Origin of the sequence: Martinezella hainanensis (assembly GCF_900094555.1) — a bacterium.
GTDB classification, from domain to species: Bacteria; Pseudomonadota; Alphaproteobacteria; order Rhizobiales; family Rhizobiaceae; genus Rhizobium; species Rhizobium hainanense.
Genome location: NZ_FMAC01000018.1, coordinates 24,363 through 40,712, shown reverse-complemented (window position 1 = coordinate 40,712; position 16,350 = coordinate 24,363). Strand labels below are relative to the sequence as shown.

Below are 16,350 nucleotides of genomic sequence, written 5' to 3'. Positions count from 1 at the left end.
TCTCCCTTGCAAGGCTTTTCTATTTCGTTGCTTTTAGCGCGGCCATCTTCTCGCCGATCAGCCAAAGAGCCTTGTTCAGCTTGATGTCCTGATCGATCCCATTGACCGCGCGGGACCTGACGCGGCGAGCTCGGCCTAGATCATCGCGCCCGACGCCACGTAAACCGCCGCGGATCGCGTTTTCCTGCGTCACATTCCATACCGTCCAGAGGTCGTCGGCACGATCATCATGGCGACGGGGGATCAGAAACTGTTCCGGTTTGATCGGGGTTGTCGTCTCTCCGTCTGCGTCTCCGAACCTCAGGACATGCACCGCCTCGGCAAGAACCTGCTTTTCGTCGCGGTTAAGTTTGTGTGCCGCCCAATCCTGCGGGGCTGTCAGGGTGCGTTCTGCCTCGTTCAGCACCCGATAGGTTCCCTCGATGACCTTGGCGCCGACATCACCGGAATGACGAACCTTGATGGCATCCATGATTCCGGTCTGGGTGACAAGGGAATTCATGCAACGGATGCGAAAGAGCCCCGCCAGCAGCTCGTAGGCACTGGTGCCATCATTGGCATTCTTCAGCAGGATTTCGCAGACGGTATCACCGACACGATAGACTTTCCCATCGTCGACACGGCGCAGGCGGATAAGATGCTTGGTGAAATCGGCCTTTCCTTCCGTGCGGCTTGCCGACTGCTTTGCTCCAACCGGCACAAATCCCTCGACCATCAGCCCACGCAGGACTTCGATCGTCGGAATGGGCTTGAAGCGTTCGGAACGGCTTTCGTGGGCTGATGTTGCAAAGATCGAGGGCGCGACCTTGCGCATCTCGGTTTCGGTCATTGCGCGGCCGGTGTCGAAGCGGGCGGTCTCGGTGTAAACGGTCATGTCTTCTCTCCTTTTTGATCCAGCGAAGCGGGAGCACTCTGCTCCTGCTTCTCGAGCTCGGGCGGACCAGCGGGTGAGTGGGGGGCAAGAATAAAAAGGCGAGGGGGATCACCCACCCGCAGGCGGGCGCGGAAAGCGTCCGGCCGGAGTGGCGATGGCGCCGACGGCGTCATCGTCCTGCAGGGCGACAGCGCGAAGGATGGGGAGACGGCTTTTTGTGCTTGCGTGGGGAGAGAGGGCCGCGCCATCTCTTCCCGGCTGATGCAGCGATGTCGCTGGCAACGCCGGCGTCATAGTACTGCGCAAGCAGCCTGCACGATGCGATCACTACTGGAATATGCCTGGACGCAGGTGAAAGATTGCGCTCGATCTATCTTGGTGACTGATCGCCCCTCGCATTGTTCGGACGACATGAAGCTGACAGAGACCTTCGCTGCAACCGCTTGACCCGCCAGCGCGGAAGACGTGGCCAACAAGAAGAAAAACAGGGCGGCCGATAGCCTCATGGGTCAAGCGCTCGAGATCATGCTCCTACGCGATGAACTGCCGTCGCAAAAACACCCAGGCTTGTGCCCCGGCCCTCCACCAAAATCTGCATGTTTGGCTGAAGCGGTTGCCTCAAGTCATCGGGCACGTAACAGAGACTGTCCAAGAACCACGGCAAATCGCGAAGTGCAACCGGCGAATAACATCCGCGACCACCATGGCCGTCGGCTTTACTCACGGTATAGATGAGCTCGACATGGTGACCTGCTATCGCGGCCATTAGCATTGGACCGCCTGCCACTATAGGCGCGCTCCCCATGAAATACCCAACAAACGGAGCGCCCAAGATCCCTATAGTCTTCTTGAACAATCTATCGGATCCAAATGGCTCGTCTTTTATGAACGTGATCGTCAAAAGCCCTGCGCCAATAACGCCGGTCACTATACGAAGATAGCTCGAAGTTTCCGTCCAAGCGGTCGATGGCAAGTAACCATATCCAAATTGATGGGCGAGCATGCTTATTATGAAAAGAATCAGCCAAAACAGAAGCATGAACCCCAGGAAAGCCAGCATCCAACGTGCCGATTTTGTCTTTAATGCATGGTTCATGCTGTCCGCTCTGTGTATTGCCAACGGTACCTTTTCTTGCACACCCTTAGTTGCACTATCAAGGGTGCTATCCCAACTGCCATTTCCTGGACTTGACTCTTTCTCGAAACAAGAACATTTATAGAACAAACGGGACCGACAACGGTCTGGGTTTACCGAAAATTTGATGAAGGGAACCGCTGTTCTCGGCGGAACGGAGACGTGCGCCATGCAAACGACCGGCTACACAATCACGCCCCGCGATGCGGAGGTCTTTCGGGATCTCGTCGCATTCCTGGGTGAGGATGTCTTTGACCAGCGTCGACGAGATGGCGCTGTCGCCAAGTCGGACGCGTTTCAGCGCCGGATTAGCGAGGCCAGGAGCGTGCTGAAAGGGCTCGGCGCTCATGATGGCGCAAACCTGACGGAGAACCATTATGGGTGACGTGATCTATCTGGAAGACGACACTGATGATTGCAGTGACGAACCGAAGCCGAAGGCCGCCACCATGACGATCAGCGGCAGCGATGCGATAGCTCTCAGCGAATTCGTGCGCCATGTGGACATGCGCTGCTATGACGAACGGTTCAAGGATAGGGGAATGATGAAATCGTCAGCCCTGCGCAATCATCTTGATCGCGTGCGGCAAATCCTCGATACACTCCTCGATTATCCTGAATTTGAGCCGTTCTACTATTGGTCCCCTCCCAGCGAAATGCCGGCAGACCAGGTGGAACCCGAGCTGATATCAGCCGTGGCGGACCGCTTGGAAGTCGCCTTCCATTGCGTTGGCATTTATCTGGCGCCGGACAGCATCCATGTCGGCTCACTGGAGCTCGCAATCGATGATGAGACCGGCGAGGCATGCGGGATAGTAAGCGTCCAGGGGATGACCAGCGCTGCGACCTGGACGAAGGCCGGCCGCAGTCTGGATGAGACGATCGGCACCTTCGTCAACGCCATATCGATCAACGAAGAAGGCGGCGCTGAGCCCAGCGCATAATTGATGCCCGAGAAGGCCCCGACCCGAGTTGACGTGCTTTCAGCGCCCACGCTGTCGTACTATGCGACCGGCTCATACTACGTCAAAATCGACTGTGCACTCTGCCGCGTGAAGCGCTTTTACGAGCCGGTGGATCTCCTGCAGCTATGCGGAAACATTTCCGTTCGCCATATCGCAAAGCAGTTCCGATGCGAGCAGTGCAACAGGAAAGACTACCTGACCGCCGACCTGGTAAGCTCTCCATCGAACGAGCTCGTCGGCATGAACCTGCGTCGGCTCGTTCAGATCCGGATTATTCGCAAGCCGATTTGGAAAGACGTAAAGCTGTAGAAGCTAAAGCGACCTTGGCCCACATATGCCCAGCCGTGCAATCAGTTGGGGCGTTCCCTATGCCGGTCTAAACTTTCGAGGACATCCATAACGGTATCAACCCAGTGCCACTTCAACTCCTGCAGCAGTAGACCAGACCTCTCGACTACCTCGAACGTTTTGGCGTCGAGGATCTCGAAGGTGCCGTCTTCATCTTCATGAATGACATATCTCTCCAGCATACAGGCAGCCTAACCTGAAGTCCTGCCTCGAGAAAGCAAAAATGCCCGCCTGCAGCTAGTAGGCGAATTCTCGCTCTCGACATTCGCGCCTGGTATTGGGATGAGAATCTTTTTAGCCGTGGGCGCGGTAGTGACTAGCAACGATTCCAGACGTTCCGAGATCAGAATGCCATGCGCTCGCCCCCTTTTGGATGACGTATCTCTGGAGGGTGTTACCCAACGCTTTCCTCGCATACTCAGCGGCGGCGCTCAGCCTGAAGTCATTCTTGATTTGCCACCATTAAGGTGGCATATAAAACCATGGAAAAAAGACGGCCGACTTACGATCTGACGGCAATCAAGGCTGCTCTTTCGTCGGTCGATACGCTGGCGATGACGTCGTCGGCGCTACGCGATGCCAATGCGCTAGGTTTTGACCGCGCAGGTGTAGTTGAGACAATCGCAGGGATAGAGCGTGGCATGTTTTATAAATCAATGACGACGTTCGCTGATCATCGCGTCTGGCAGGACGTTTACCACGTTCCGGCGCGAGACATGACACTGTATGTCAAATTCCAAGCCGACGTCATTACCGAGTTCACCGTCATGTCGTTTAAGGAGAAATGAGCATGGCAACAACAAAAAAAGATCTGCCCGACATGATGGTATCACCGGAGACTGGAGAGATGTTGCATCGCGGCGTGCGTCCCTTCGTGGTGACGTACAAGGGTAAGAGCCTAACGGTCGAGCTCCCGGGCTATTATCCGGAGAACGGCGACGATGGCGTCCATGTCGGAGACGACATGAGCGTCACGGATGCGGCGCTTCGGACGCTGAAAGAGGAAATCGAAGGTGTTCCGTCTCCCGCCACGATCAGAAGGGTCCGCGAGAAGTTGAAGCTGTCGCAGCGGGAAGCGGGTGGCCTGCTCCGGGTTGGAGAAAATGCCTTCGACAAATATGAACGGGGCTTGGTCGAGCCAAGCGGCCCAACCAGCCAATTGCTGCGGCTCCTCGATCATCATCCTGAACTAATCGAAGAATTACGCGGGAACGCCGCTTAAGTTGCGGTTGTGAAACGGCAGGGGTTACGAGAGCACTTTTCGTCCGCTGATTTTCCCGACGGGCTTTAGGGCGACAGTGACGGGAGTCTGATTGAAGGCGCAGACAGGGAGTGGCTTGAAGGCGACCTGCAACGTCTGCCAATCGGAGCCGATGTTCCTCCTGCAAACGTCCGGATCCAGTTCGCGCTTCCTGAACGCCCTGGCCAGTCCCTTAGGACTCCGTATGCCTCTCAGCTTTTTGTTCTTGCCTGAGGAGAAAAGGCAGTACCATCTTTTGCCGGTTGAAGGATCGATGTCGCCGGCGTCATCCGGCGTTATCATGCCGCCTGAGCGGCCTGCACGATGTGATCGTTACTGGAATCACCGGAGACGGGCTCAACCTGGCTCCGTGCGAAGGATAGGACGCGGGCTTGTCTATCATACCCTTTTCAACTTCGGAGTTGGGCATGGATAGCAACATGGCCGTATCAAGAAAAGCTGGGTGCCAAGAGACACCGCCGGTAGATAAGAGCCGCCGCAGCCAACTTCAAAAGGACGCCGCCACTGCGTAGACGTAATCAAATATTTACCATGACTTGCGAGCTTTACCACGCCACGCAGTCGAATACCCGGCAATCGGGCAGGTAGTGGTATTGCGTAGCCTGCCCGATATCGCATAGCCAGCTTTAATCGATCCCGGCCTTTGCCAGCTCATCGTGCTGTAGCGGCTCTTGTCGCAATCCCTCACAGCCCCACATCATGAGCGACGGCGGCTGGCGTATTCGTTGTCTGCGGACGGAGCGTAAGATGATCATTCACCTCAACGGGTGGCCCGGGGTAGGAAAATATACCGTCGGCAAGATTGTTGCAGAACGATTGCGTGCTCGATTTCTCGATAATCATACCCTGCTGAACATAGCCATCGCACTGACGGATCGTGGCACTCCTGAATATTACGAGCTGGCCACCAAAACGCGAAACCTCGCATTCGAAGCGATATTACGATTACCATCAAGCGAACCGGTAGTGATGACCGGTGTTGTGGCCTCCGGCGGCTCTCACGATTTCCTGATCGATAATTGGAAAGCGATCTTGTCGTTGGCAGAGCGTCGAGAACGCGGGGTCTACTCCATCGTCCTGACCTGTTCGGAGGATGAAAATGCGCGGCGCATGAGCAATGAAGATCGCGAAGCGCATCGGAAGAAGCGCAATCTGTCAATGCCGCGTGAATTTTCCTCAGAAGTGCCGAAGTAAAATTCCCCAATTATGCCGACGTGGACGCCAATGAGATTTGGGGATTTTTTGGTGGCCGACCGCGTGGCTTTTGAGGTGGCGCGAACGCCGGGGGTGCGATTAAGGCTTTGGATCGGACATGTTCCGGCATCAGCTCGGCATGTTGCCGCAGGCGGTAGCTGGATCCCTCGATCTGCACGACGACGGCATGGTGAAGCAATCTGTCGAGCAGCGCGGTGGCGACGACGGGGTCTCCGAACACATCGCCCCATTCTGCAAAGCCTCGGTTTGATGTGAGTATCATCGCGCCACGCTCGTATCGTGCGTTGACGAGCTGGAAGAACAGATTGCCGCCGCCCTGGACGACGGGCAGATAGCCGATCTCGTCGACGATCAGCAGGCTCGGCCTGCAGAAGAAGCGAATGCGCTCCTGAAGCCTGCCTTCTCGTTCGGAACGGGCAAGCGAACCAATGAGGTCGGCGAGCGTCGTAAAATACACACTCTTTCCGGCCTTCACGGCTTCGACGCCGAGAGCTGTGGCGAGGTGGCTTTTGCCTGTTCCCGGCGGACCAAGGAAATGAACGGCCTCGTGACGGTCGACGAAGCCGAGCTGCGCCAGGGTGAGAATCCGATCGCGATCGAGCGAAGGCTGGAAGGTGAAGTCGAAGCCGGCGAGCGTCTTGATCGTCGCGAGCCTGCCCATTCGCAGTGCGGTCTTGATGCGGCTGTTCTCGCGTAAAGTGAGCTCCTCAGAGAGAAGGATATCAATGGCTTCCAACGCGGAAAGCTCACCGTGCTCGAGGCGTCGAACCACATGGTCGAGAGCTTCGAGTGCACGTGGCATCTTCAGACCGACGAGATCATGACGGATACGATCGATCATGGACGGAATGGCATCAAGGGTCGCGCTCATGGGCGGCCCTCCTGCGCCAGGACCTTGCCGATGGCATCGTAGAAAGCGAGGGATCGCTGAAGCACGGTGTCTCCGGCAGGCTTGACGACAATAGGGTTGTTGCGCGTCCTGGACCGATGTTGCGGCACGAGTGCTCGTCGATGGTCAGGATGAACCCGACGCTGTTTGCGGCCCTCCAGGACCGGATGGGCTGCGATCAGCATGCCGTTCTCGAAGATGCGGACCTCGTCGGCGAGAGAATGGACCTCCACCATTCGACTTCGCGTAGCATCCGGAACGCTGTAGGTATTGCCGCCAACGCTGACCATGCCTTCCCGCGACACCCGGCGCTCCAGCTTCAGAACGGATTTGAACGGTGCCAGCGGTAATGGTCGCAGATGTGGCCGCTCCTCGGCAAAGACTTCATTGACCACGCGTAGGGTTGTGGCGTGTTTCCTTGGATTGGCGACGGTATCCAGCCAGTGCCGGAGCTGGGCGTTCAAATCGTCGAGATTGCAGAACGAGCGGGCCAGGAAGAAGTCTTCGCGGATATAACGAAACGGCCGTTCGACTTTGCCTTTCGTCTTGGCCCGATAAGGCTTGCATGCCTTGGGATGGAATCCATAATGGCGGGCCAGGTCGATGAGGGCACGGTTATAGACGATGCCTTCTGTCTGGCCTTCGCCGATGACCGCCGTCTTCATCCGGTCGTAAAGCACCTCTCGTGGAGCGCCACCAATGGCCTCGAAGGCCGCTATATGGCAACGCAGGACGGTCGGCAGGTTCTGATGCATGACGAAGCGTGCCCAGATGAGGCGGCTGTGACCCAGCACCATCGAGAACAACCAGACGATCCTCGGCGTCGTCGGTTCGTCGGTGAAGACAACATGGAATTGTGCGAAATCGACCTGGGCCTGCTCACCGGGCGGCGTCTCGAAACGAACTTCGAAGCCCTGACTTGCAACGGGGCGTACATCGCGGAGAAAATCCGTCACAGCCGTGTAGCCGCCGGTATAGCCTCGTTCACGCAATTCTCGAAATAATCGACTGCCGGTCAGACCGGGGTAGGACTTTACCCGCTCCCGCAGGTAAGAAGCGAACGGGTCGATGACCGTCGCCCGAGGCTTTCTTGGACCATAGGCCGGAGCCTCAAGGCCCCGCTCAATGTATTTACGCACCGTCTTGCGATCGATGCCTGTTTCTCTGGAAATAGCCGACACTGTCAGCCCCTGCTGATGCAGATCCAGGATCATGATCGTCTCCCTCAGCTTGATCACCAATATCCCCCTTCCGACCATCGGAAGGAGTATCGGCGATGACGCGCCGCCGGTCTTCCGGGGCGCGCCCCGGAAGACCGGCGGCCGCAGCACCTGGGGAAGATTCAAACGGCACTAATGGGGAGTATTGCTCCGGTACTGACACAATCCGAATCTATTGAGAGATTTGCTTCGGACACGGAAGCTGTTCAATGAAGGCGCGACGGCTTCCGTCGAAATCGACAATACCAATCTCTCACCGGAAACTTGCGCGGACACGATTGTCGCCTGGCTCCAGGAGATCACCGCACCGATGCCTGTTCAGATTGGGCGGGCACGAGATGTATGACAAAAGCGCACAGACGAGAAAAGGGGCATCATGACCAGTGTGCCCGTTGCTGAAATATTGAACGAGTTGCGGGCGCGTGAGCCGATCTTCCATCGTCGTGAATTTGGTACCACCCGTGATGAACTGCTTGCGATGACGGACGAAGAGTTCTGGGAGCTTGGCGCAAGCGGCAAGGTCTATAGTCGCGAATTCGTTATCGAGAACCTTCTGGAACGCTACAAGCAGCCTGAGTCACACGATTGGCCGTGCGAAGATTTTTCAATCCGAGAGATCGCGGAGAACCTCTATCAGTTCAACTATATTTTGATCGAGCCGGATCGCCGGACGCGCAGGACCACGTTGTGGCGCAAGTCGAGCAATGGCTGGAAGATTGTGTTTCATCAGGGAACTGTCATCGTTTGACGACTTTCGGCGCAGGATCAGAGTGTGGCGCGGCCAACCCCGACTGCGAAATTCCATGTTTACATTTCGATCTTCTTGCGAATAGATGTGCGCCATGAGCACGCTGTCGAAAAGCACGATCAATAATAACGGCCCCTTCGGGGTCGTGGATGTCGTGTGCGCTTCCTAGCATAGCTCATTGATCACCACAGCCCTGCCGGTTTTCGGAAGGGCTTGTGGTTTTGGCTTCTCCGATCCGGTTTTCCGTTTTCAGGAGAAAGTCATGTCACATACCTCACCTTTGAAGCGTTCCTTCGTTGCCGATCTACACTCGCTGATCGGGCAACGCGTAAAGCTATGTGGTTTCGCCGAAACCATTCGCGACCAGAAGCACATGAGGTTCATCGTCCTTCGTGATCCGACCGGAAAGGTTCAGCTCACGCAGGCAAAGGATGCCGCCAGGCTCACAGTCGCACTCGACGCTCTCACACCCGAAAGTTCCGTTGTTGTGACGGGAAGGGTGACTGCCGCGCCCAGTGTGAAACTTGGTGGTCTGGAGATCGTAATCGAAGGCGCGGAAATTTGCGGCCTGGCCGATGCCCGTCTTCCGATCGCGGAGGATTCCGGTCTTGATAAATGGATAGACCACCGGCAGGTCAGCCTGCGCTATCCAAGTCAGCAGCTCGTTTTCGCAGTACAGACGACGCTTGAAGAGGCCATGCGCTCGTTCTGGAAACAACACGACTTTCGTGAAATCCATTCACCGAAACTAATGGGGACCTTCAGCGAGTCCGGAGCTGAAGTGTTTGCCGTAAAATACTTCGGCACGACAGCCTTCCTGGCTCAATCTCCACAATTCTATAAGCAGATGGCCATCGCCGGAGGCATGGAAAAGGTGTTCGAAGTCGGTCCGGCCTTCCGAGCTGAACCGTCCTTTACATCCCGTCATGAAACGGAATTCACATCAATCGACATGGAGATTGGATGGATCGATGACCATTACGAGCTGATGGAGATCGAAGAACGATGGCTATCCCATGCGATAACCGCTGTCGCCTTAGAGCATGGGGAAGCAATCAAGCAGCTTTTTGGCGTTGAAGCCGTGCCGCCAACCCTTCCATTCCCAAAGCTGACATTTGAAGAAGCGCGTGAAATTCTCGAAAGGTTAGGGCACCCGCTTGGAACACGCGCTGACCTGGACAGTGAAGGCGAACGTATCCTTGCCGAACATATGGCAGAGACGACGGGCCATGAGTTTCTATTCATTACCGACTATCCGGCAAGGCACCGGGCCTTTTACCACATGCGGCGAGAGGATCGACCCGACCTGACAAAGGGCTTCGACCTGTTGTGGCGCGGGATGGAGATCACGACCGGTGCGCAACGAGAACATCGATATGACCGCCTCATAGCTCAGGCCGCAGAACGGGGTTACAAACTCGATGCGCTTTCCGACTACCTTGATTTCTTCAGGTTTGGTTGCCCGCCCCATGGAGGCATGGGTGTCGGTCTCGGTCGCATTCTGATGCGCTTGTTCGGCACCGCCAGCATTCGAGAGGTGACATTGCTCAGCCGCACCCCAAAGCGGTTGCGTCCTTAAGACAAGCCGAATGGCCCAAGAAAAGTGGCGGCGCGTCATATGATGTGCCGCGATCTTGAATGGTCTTGGCGAACGGCCACCACAAGCAAATGACTTTACAGGTTCGGATCTCCCTGCGCCTATGTTGCGACCAGTTCATTGCGAGGTGAGTTGCATCGACTTGCAGTTGCTGAAAGTATGTATCGAGTTGGCTCGCGATCCGGCAACTCGGAGGGACTCTCGATGCGTATCGCCAATTTACCAGAACCCCCATACTACATGGTCAGCTTCACTTCTCAGCGTACGGAGGTCGACGATGGCTATGGCGAAATGGGTTATGCAATGGCCGAGCTGGCTAGTCGGCAACCAGGGTATCTTGGATTCGAAAGCGCTCGTGGAGCAGACGGCTTCGGTATACTGATCTCTTATTGGACGGATGAAGCAAGCATTCGTTCTTGGAAGGCGGTCGTTGACCACGTCGAAGCGCAACGTCGTGGCCGCAGTGATTGGTATTCCCGATATGAAATTCGGGTCGCGGTTGTTCAGCGAGCATATGGCTTTCACCATGAGAACAAATAGGTTGGGTTGGATTCAGCGGTCTCACGGTATTTCGCCGATCCAGATGGACATTCCATCGAGTTCATCGCTGTCCTTGATGATCCCCTGGACCCCGGATTTGGTGTTGGCCCGCATTCCAAGTGGGACCAGTGGTAGAACGCGCTGACGATCCAATTCACGGGAGTTCGTATCAATGCTCAAAATTCGGCCAGCACAATCGACTGACCGAGCCGACATTGTCCGGCTGTGGCATCAAGGATGGCACGATGCGCATGCTGCGCTTGTACCTGTGAATCGGCGCGGTGGTTAGGGTTAAATCGGCGTCACAAGCTATTGATATTTCAAAGAGGGGCAGGGTCATTTGGCGACGCCGATTCACAATCCGGGAAGGGATGCGTCCTGCAAAAAGACCCCGGCAAGAATGGCGCATGCGCCATTTCCGAAGAAGATGCGGTCAGGCAACGCCCAGCGCCGAACAGGGTCCCTCTTTATGCCAGGCTTCAATGTGTACATGGCCGATTCCCCATTGCGAACTAGCAGTAGCCCAATATCGAAAGGATGGATTTCGGCGACGCAACAGTGAAGTTGGCCGTATCGTAGCAGTGACGGCAAACTGCATCCGTATCCGTGGAATAGGTTGGTTTCACCAGCTCTCCGGTATCGCGTTTCAGAGCCTCGACAATCTGAACGGACGCTTCAGCATACGTTAGAGGATCAATCTCTCGGCGCTGATCCTGCCAAGCTTTTTCGACAAGCTTCATATCGACGACCTGACTTGCACGTGCATGATCGTCAGCACATTTATGCGGAACGGCGTCGCCCCTGCTAAAGCACATCATTTCCGAAGCGATGCGACAGGCAAGGTCTTCGACGGCCACTACCTTAATCGCCAGATCGCCAATCAGCGCGGGTCCGATCCGCTCCAGCGCATCACCGCAAGCGCTGAACACGTCAATGCGCACGCGCTGCTCCGGTTCCACAAGTTGGATGGCCAGCTTGCCCGTTGGACGATGCGGGTTGGCATGGCTGATCATGAATGCGGAAGCGAGGGCGGGCGGGAGCGCGTCGAATCCCGAGACGACAACATCGATATCATTGAGCGCCCGTTGGCGGCCAAGGCCAGAACCAAGAGCCGGTTCCAATGCCATTCCGCCTGTAACAGCGTAGTCCAGCCCGCAGGCGTTCAACTTCTGGAGCACATTAAAGACCCGTTCGGCATCAGTCGTTTTTAGAAACGGATCAAGTCGGAGACGCATCGTCATTTTCGAGTTACTCAGTAGTCGCAGGTACCTCAGGATAGCGCCGCATCATCTTAAATTGATGATCGTCATGGTGACTCGCGTTCTTCAATGAACGTAACCATGCCATCGGAGCGAGCCAACGCAACAACGCAAACCGCCGCATTTTCAGTTTTCCACAATCGTGGAAAGCGCGGTTTAAGCCCAAAACGCAACAGCCAACAAACCGCTTGGATGTTCCATAATTAAGCTTATCTGATGTTTAGCCGGCTAACTATTAGAACACTATTTTCAGGTGCGATATCCCGATATTTTCAATGGTTTAAATTTGCAAGGACGATGTTGCCGGCAATCATGGGGCTCTATGCAGACGCCGGGTAGCACATCAAATGAACTCTGTCATCATTCTGGGGGTTTCTCTCGCCCAGGAGGTGCGTCCTCAATCAGAGGGACGGCTTTTACACGAGAGCTATAAGCGGTCCGAGAGAGGCACTTCGATATCAGCAAACGCACTTCGAATATGAATCGTACTAGCTCCGCTGGTGACCGTTTGATTCAGTTGACGGATGTTGCCGATACGCTCCGGAAGCCGTCGATGGTTGAACAAGCCGGCTCATTCCGAGGTGGCGAATTCAAGCGCTTCGAAACTGGGCTATGGTGCGGGTCGATGACCTTGACCGCATAGATACTATTGATCGTTTCGGCGAGACATTGTCATAGCCATTTCCGGCGCTGCCGAGGCAGATTCGATTCCTGCCTCGGCTAACGCTCTAAATACTTGCTATACTTGTGCAGCTTTCCGCGGACTCTGGTTAGTAGCGGTAGTGACGGTGATGGTGGTGATGACGGTGCTTGTACCAACCGTAATGATGACCGCGCCAGTAATGGCTCCGGTAGCTGCGATGCGATCCCCAACTGTGAGGCCGGTGATGTCGCGGGCCATGCCAGTGGCGATGGTGGTCATAACGGACCGTTTGAACGGATGACTGGACCTCCGGCTTCGTCATGTTCATCATTGGTGCAGCTGATGCCGTGCCCGCACCAATCAACAGGCCAGCACCCAGAAGCGCCGCAAGGAGACTTTTAAAGATTTTCATAGCGAACCTCCATTCATGTCGTCATCCTGAAACTGGTTGGCTGAACAAAGCATGAATGGTTGCCGCGCCCACCTTTCGCCGAAAATGTTCGACCAAACGTGGGCTTATGGAATAGCAGCCGAAAACGGGAGCTTGCTTCAGGCAAATTGAATGGAGCAGCGGATTTCAAAGTTCAGGCACAATGCGCCTGACCAGCGCGCACTGGTGGGCAACGGCCACACCGCTACTATTTGCAGCTTTTTTCGGCTTACAGCTAAGTCGATTGAGAGATGGTTGCGGGAATACCTAAAGTTCCATGCGAAATGCGCAGGTATTTTCGCCGCATACGAGCAAGCATGCGTGGAACGTATGGTCCGCCCTGGTCGCAAATAGAATCTATCCCTGCGTAGTCTGCATGAGCGTATTCGGCCTCAAGGGCATGCCACGGCCAAGACGGATATCCGCGCTTCCACAGCCACAATAATCAACACGGTTTCTATGAATCATTTCCGCGCCTGGGCTTTCCGATCGCCGATTGACTGTCAGGCCATCTATAATCCTTCTCGCAAACCCGGCGATCCTCCAGACGTTGACAAGGGCGAAGTCGGCCACACTGATGACCTGAGTAAGTTCCGCGGCCCATGCACAAGCAAAACTGAAATAACAAACGCCCTCTTTATCGGCAGGCGCGTTTTCGGCTTATTTGATGTCAAGGGCCGGCGAGGCGCCGATGATTGCGCGCGGAAACCGGGGCGCCCCCTAAAGACTTGCCCCAAAACAACTTTAGATGAGCAGATTGTTCATTTGCGTCACGATTTCGGTGGCCGTTCAACTTCCAGAAAGTCCAAAGCGTATAGACTCCTGTGAAAATGCGCTCCAAGCCACATCTGAGCCTGATCGTCACCGGACGGGTCCACGGAATATCGTTGAGTGGCGTTTCGTTCCTCCTTTCCATGCCAAGGACCACTCTTGAGAACGATATCGGAAAAGCGGATTGGCAGTTCAAGAGTTTGCCTCATGCCACCAGCCCCTTGGTCAGTTCGAGTGCCTGACGCTCGAACAGCCTGCGATAAATGCCGTTGTTGAGCCGAATGAGCGCTTGATGGTCACCCTCTTCCACGATCTTTCCCTTGTCGAAGACCAATAGACGATCCAGCGCCCGCACTGTCGAAAGGCGGTGCGCGATTACGAGCGTCGTGCGGCCTTCCATCAGGCGCTCCATCGCCTGCTGGATCTGCACCTCGCTCTCGCTGTCAAGGCTTGAGGTCGCCTCGTCTAGAATGAGAATGTGTGCATCAGCCAGAAAGGCCCGGGCGATAGCGACACGCTGACGTTCGCCGCCGGACAATTTGACGCCGCGCTCGCCTACCATGGTCTCATAGCCCTTCGGCAGGTCCATGATAAACCGATGCGCGCTGGCCTGTTTGGCTGCATTCTCGATCTCACGCCGTGACGCGTTTGGCCGGCCATAGGCGATGTTTTCGGCGAGCGTGCGATGAAACAGGATCGGCTCCTGTTGCACGATGGCAATCTGGCTGCGCAGGCTAGACTGCGTAACATGGGCGATATCCTGCCCATCAATTCGGATCGCCCCAGACTTCACGTCATGGAGGCGCTGGATGAGCTTGACGAAGGTCGTCTTGCCCGAGCCGGAATGACCAACCAGGCCAACCCGCTCGCCCGGTTTAATGTCAACCGAGAAATCGTCATATAGCGGTGTAGGATGAGCCCCGTATTGGAAGGTAACACGATCGAACACGATTTCACCCTTACCGATCGCGATCGCCTTCGCATTCGGCTTGTCGTCGATGCCCAGCGGCGTTTTGTCGAGCAGGACAAGTTCTTCCATATCGTTGACGGCACGCTGCAGGTTTCGAATGTCTTGTCCGACCGAGCGCAGATAGCCTTGCAGGACGAAGAACATCGCCAACACGAATGTGATGTCGCCCGGCGTCGCCAGCCCCCGCTGCCACATGACAAGGCCAGTACCAAGAATACCGGCCTGCATGGAGACCATCATGAAGCCCTGGATCGTGCCGTTCAGTGTCCCGCGCTTCCACGTCCGCCGTGTCCGGTTGTCCCATTTGGCCAGCACGTGGCGCAAACGTTCCTCTTCGCGGTTTTCGGCGCCGAAAGCCTTCACGACCGAGTTGCAGCTGATGGCATCCGCGAGCGCGCCACCCAGCTTGGTATCCCATGCGTTAGCGAGCTTTGCCGCGGGCGACACGTATCCCGTCGAGAGCGCTACCGTCACTGCGACATAGATCAGCGATCCTGCAGCCACAATCAGCCCCATGATCGGCCAATAAGTGCCGAGCACGATACTGGCACCCACCAACATGATGATCGAGGGCAGCAAGGCTATCAAGAGGAGGTCATTGAGCGAGTCGAGCGCCCACATGCCACGAGTGATCTTGCGAACCGTCGAGCCAGCGAAACTATTGGCGTGCCAATCGGTCGAGAACCGCTGCACTTTGTGGAAGCCGTTATTGACCACTTCCGCCATGATGCGCAGCGTCAGACGGATGATCCCGTCGAAGATAAACCAGCGCAGTGTCACGCTGGTCAAGCCGAGGGCGACGACGATAACGAAGGCACGGATGGCGTCAGCAGGCTCACTACCGCTGGCGATCGCGTCGACGATCTGGCCGGAAAACACCGGCACCAGAACTTCGGCCAACGTGCTGACAATTACCAGCAGAATGATGGTGCCCACCAGAGCGGGACGATGGGTCCACTGACGAAAAACAAAGCCGAGCACATTGCGATAAGCATCGGCACGGAAGTCGAGCTTCTTGCGAGTCATGCTAACCAGTCCGACCCCGCATTTCGGCGATCGGCCCCAAAAATCGAGGGTTAATAGACACTACCGGAGGGAAACGAGCTAACCCCGGCAGATTGGTCGAAATTTAAAGGAAACGAAAAGCCGCATCATACGTGCCCTTGGAGCGGCACGAATGGGAATGACCTAATTTCGGATCATTCCGGACGGAAGCGTTTCGATGGATGCTGGTGTCATGCAACGCCTCCTCTGATTGATTTGCAGCGATGGAAACTACTTACCGGACAAATTCGAGTTTGCCAACCCGGCTTTTCTACTTAGTGGGGAAAATTCGGGAATGCCACACCATTTCCGGCGCATGGCGCGATCGTGCGGACCTTGATTTCAATCGGCGGACTAGATGATTGGACCCGGGTGGCTTGGCTACTCTGGGTGGTGTGTTGGGTGAACACCGAGTAAGTCCAGCAATGCAGCCGATTTGTG

Annotated in this window: 15 protein-coding genes; 9 read left to right on the top strand and 6 right to left on the bottom strand. The window is 55.9% G+C overall.

From position 1 onward, the window contains the following. Positions 1-19: 19 nt before the first annotated feature. Positions 20-874 carry a DUF932 domain-containing protein gene (locus GA0061100_RS31730; protein ID WP_075856841.1) on the bottom strand — a complete coding sequence of 285 codons (855 nt, stop codon included), beginning with the start codon at positions 872-874 and terminating at the stop codon, positions 20-22. 523 nt (positions 875-1,397) lie between these two features. Next, positions 1,398-1,970, bottom strand: a complete 573-nt coding sequence (locus tag GA0061100_RS31725; RefSeq protein WP_075856840.1) for a hypothetical protein — start codon at positions 1,968-1,970, stop codon at positions 1,398-1,400. Between the two features lie 208 nt (positions 1,971-2,178). On the opposite strand from GA0061100_RS31725, the gene GA0061100_RS31720 reads away from it, so the two are divergent. The 6 genes from GA0061100_RS31720 (at position 2,179) to GA0061100_RS31685 (ending at position 5,777) form a co-directional block, all read left to right on the top strand. Further along, on the top strand, positions 2,179-2,394 hold the full coding sequence (locus GA0061100_RS31720) for a hypothetical protein (protein ID WP_143525593.1): 216 nt from the start codon (positions 2,179-2,181) through the stop codon (positions 2,392-2,394). Beyond that, a complete protein-coding gene (locus GA0061100_RS31715) occupies positions 2,387-2,953 on the top strand; it encodes a hypothetical protein (protein WP_075856838.1) in 567 nt (188 codons plus the stop codon). The genes GA0061100_RS31720 and GA0061100_RS31715 overlap by 8 nt, the downstream gene beginning before the upstream one ends. A 3-nt stretch (positions 2,954-2,956) precedes the next feature. Beyond that, entirely contained in the window at positions 2,957-3,283 is a 327-nt protein-coding gene (locus GA0061100_RS31710) for a hypothetical protein (protein WP_075856837.1), read from the top strand. A 521-nt stretch (positions 3,284-3,804) separates the two neighbouring features. After that, positions 3,805-4,110, top strand: coding sequence for a type II toxin-antitoxin system MqsR family toxin (locus GA0061100_RS31700; RefSeq protein WP_075856835.1), 306 nt, complete (start codon positions 3,805-3,807; stop codon positions 4,108-4,110). A gap of 2 nt (positions 4,111-4,112) precedes the next feature. Beyond that, complete coding sequence (locus GA0061100_RS31695) at positions 4,113-4,544, top strand: type II toxin-antitoxin system MqsA family antitoxin (protein WP_075856834.1); 432 nt, start codon at positions 4,113-4,115, stop codon at positions 4,542-4,544. A 786-nt stretch (positions 4,545-5,330) separates the two neighbouring features. After that, on the top strand, positions 5,331-5,777 hold the full coding sequence (locus GA0061100_RS31685; RefSeq protein ID WP_075856832.1) for an AAA family ATPase: 447 nt from the start codon (positions 5,331-5,333) through the stop codon (positions 5,775-5,777). Between the two features lie 10 nt (positions 5,778-5,787). On the opposite strand, the gene istB is transcribed toward GA0061100_RS31685, so the two are convergent. Both istB and istA read right to left on the bottom strand, forming a co-directional pair. Continuing rightward, a complete protein-coding gene (gene istB / locus GA0061100_RS31680; RefSeq protein ID WP_075856831.1) occupies positions 5,788-6,669 on the bottom strand; it encodes an IS21-like element ISRel3 family helper ATPase IstB in 882 nt (293 codons plus the stop codon). Next, complete coding sequence (istA, locus tag GA0061100_RS31675; protein ID WP_075856893.1) at positions 6,666-7,925, bottom strand: IS21 family transposase; 1,260 nt, start codon at positions 7,923-7,925, stop codon at positions 6,666-6,668. The genes istB and istA overlap by 4 nt, the downstream gene beginning before the upstream one ends. A gap of 358 nt (positions 7,926-8,283) precedes the next feature. Here istA and GA0061100_RS31670 point away from each other — a divergent pair, with 358 nt between their 5' ends. The 3 genes from GA0061100_RS31670 to GA0061100_RS31660 all read left to right on the top strand — a co-directional run bounded on the left by GA0061100_RS31670 (position 8,284) and on the right by GA0061100_RS31660 (position 10,792). Further along, the gene (locus tag GA0061100_RS31670) at positions 8,284-8,655 is read left to right on the top strand and encodes a nuclear transport factor 2 family protein (protein WP_075856830.1); all 372 of its coding nucleotides are present in this window, start codon (positions 8,284-8,286) and stop codon (positions 8,653-8,655) included. 178 nt (positions 8,656-8,833) lie between these two features. Continuing rightward, entirely contained in the window at positions 8,834-10,234 is a 1,401-nt protein-coding gene (gene aspS, locus GA0061100_RS31665; RefSeq protein WP_244558008.1) for an aspartate--tRNA(Asn) ligase, read from the top strand. Positions 10,235-10,456: 222 nt separating this feature from the next. Next, positions 10,457-10,792, top strand: coding sequence for an antibiotic biosynthesis monooxygenase family protein (locus tag GA0061100_RS31660; protein ID WP_075856828.1), 336 nt, complete (start codon positions 10,457-10,459; stop codon positions 10,790-10,792). Between the two features lie 512 nt (positions 10,793-11,304). On the opposite strand, the gene GA0061100_RS31650 is transcribed toward GA0061100_RS31660, so the two are convergent. Next, positions 11,305-12,033 (bottom strand): hypothetical protein, encoded by a 729-nt coding sequence (locus tag GA0061100_RS31650; protein WP_143525592.1) that lies wholly within the window; start codon positions 12,031-12,033, stop codon positions 11,305-11,307. Between the two features lie 2,067 nt (positions 12,034-14,100). Beyond that, positions 14,101-15,891 (bottom strand): ABC transporter ATP-binding protein, encoded by a 1,791-nt coding sequence (locus GA0061100_RS31630; protein WP_075856823.1) that lies wholly within the window; start codon positions 15,889-15,891, stop codon positions 14,101-14,103. Positions 15,892-16,350 lie beyond the last annotated feature (459 nt).